This window comes from Vibrio sp. 1557, from assembly GCF_033340175.1.
Classification (GTDB): Bacteria; Pseudomonadota; Gammaproteobacteria; order Enterobacterales; family Vibrionaceae; genus Vibrio; species Vibrio alginolyticus.
Genome location: NZ_JAWOVZ010000165.1, coordinates 1 through 1,274 on the forward strand (window position 1 = coordinate 1; position 1,274 = coordinate 1,274).

The 1,274-nt window shown below is 51.0% G+C and carries 1 protein-coding gene; it reads right to left on the reverse strand.

Annotated features, from left to right (window positions below):
* Nucleotides 1–29: 29 nt before the first annotated feature.
* Nucleotides 30–1,274, reverse strand: a 1,245-nt coding sequence (nhaD, locus tag R7070_RS25540; protein ID WP_318141431.1) for a sodium:proton antiporter NhaD, incomplete at its 5' end; no start/stop codon positions are given.

A 1,274-nucleotide genomic window follows, 5' to 3' on the forward strand; every position in this document is an offset into this window, starting at 1 on the left:
AGACTAAGTAGCTAGGCGTGTCATTGGGATTAGGTAAACAAGCCGCCGTTCATCCACAAATGAGCGGCAATACTGGCGGCGTAGCCCAGAGCGATCACGGGCGTCCATTTTAAATGGCCAAAGAAAGTGTATTGGCCACGCGCTGCGCCCATTAAAGCCACACCCGCGGCAGAACCAATCGACAACAAACTCCCCCCTACGCCCGCAGTGAGCGTAACAAGCAACCAGTTACCAGTGGACATGCTTGGGTCCATCGTTAGTACCGCAAACATGACCGGAATGTTATCGACAATGGCAGAAAGCACACCGACCATCACGTTCGCCCAAACCGGATTCCATTGGGTGTACATGACGTTTGAAACCAATTCGAGATAACCGAGCAAGCTCAAGCCACCTACGCACATCACGACGCCATAGAAGAACAGCAAGGTATCCCATTCGGCGCGAGAAACACGATGGAATACGTCAAACGGTACGACAGAGCCTAAACGTTTCAGCGCATGATCGTCCCCATTCGCAATCGCCATGGCCGCTTTTTTCGCGAGCGAATGTTTAAGAGTTTTTCTTAAGAAGTACCCGAAGAACTGTAGGTACGCCAAGCCCATCATCATGCCAACCACGGGTGGGAAGTGAAGAACAGCATGGAAGGAGACAGCCGTAGCGATCGTGAGGACAAACAGCAGCACAATGCGCCTTGCGCCACGTTTTAATTCGACATGCTCGTGGATGGTATTGGGTTTGGTGTTCGGTACAAAAAGGGACATTAAAAACGCTGGCACGACATAGTTGATTAGAGAAGGGACAAACAAAGGCATGAATTCAGAGAACCGCACGTGCCCGGCTTGCCAAACCATCAAGGTTGTAATGTCACCAAATGGGCTGAATGCCCCGCCCGCGTTGGCTGCGATAACGATGTTGATGCAAGCAAGATTGACGAACCTTGGATTGTCGCCAGACACTTTCATTACCACCGCGCACATCAAAAGGGCCGTGGTTAAGTTATCGGCGATTGGAGAGATAACAAACGCCAGAAAGCCTGTCAGCCAAAACAGTTTTTTGAACCCGAACCCTTTCCCGACCATCCACGCTTGTAGAGCATCAAAGAGTTTGCGCTCTTCCATCGCGTTTATGTAGGTCATCGCGACGAGCAAAAACAGCAACAGCTCGGCGTACTCAAGTAGGTTATGTTCCAACGCCGCTTTTGCCACGTCTTGCTGGTGGTGCTGGGCGAAGGTGTAACCAATCAAAATCCAAATCAGACCTGCCGCGAGAAG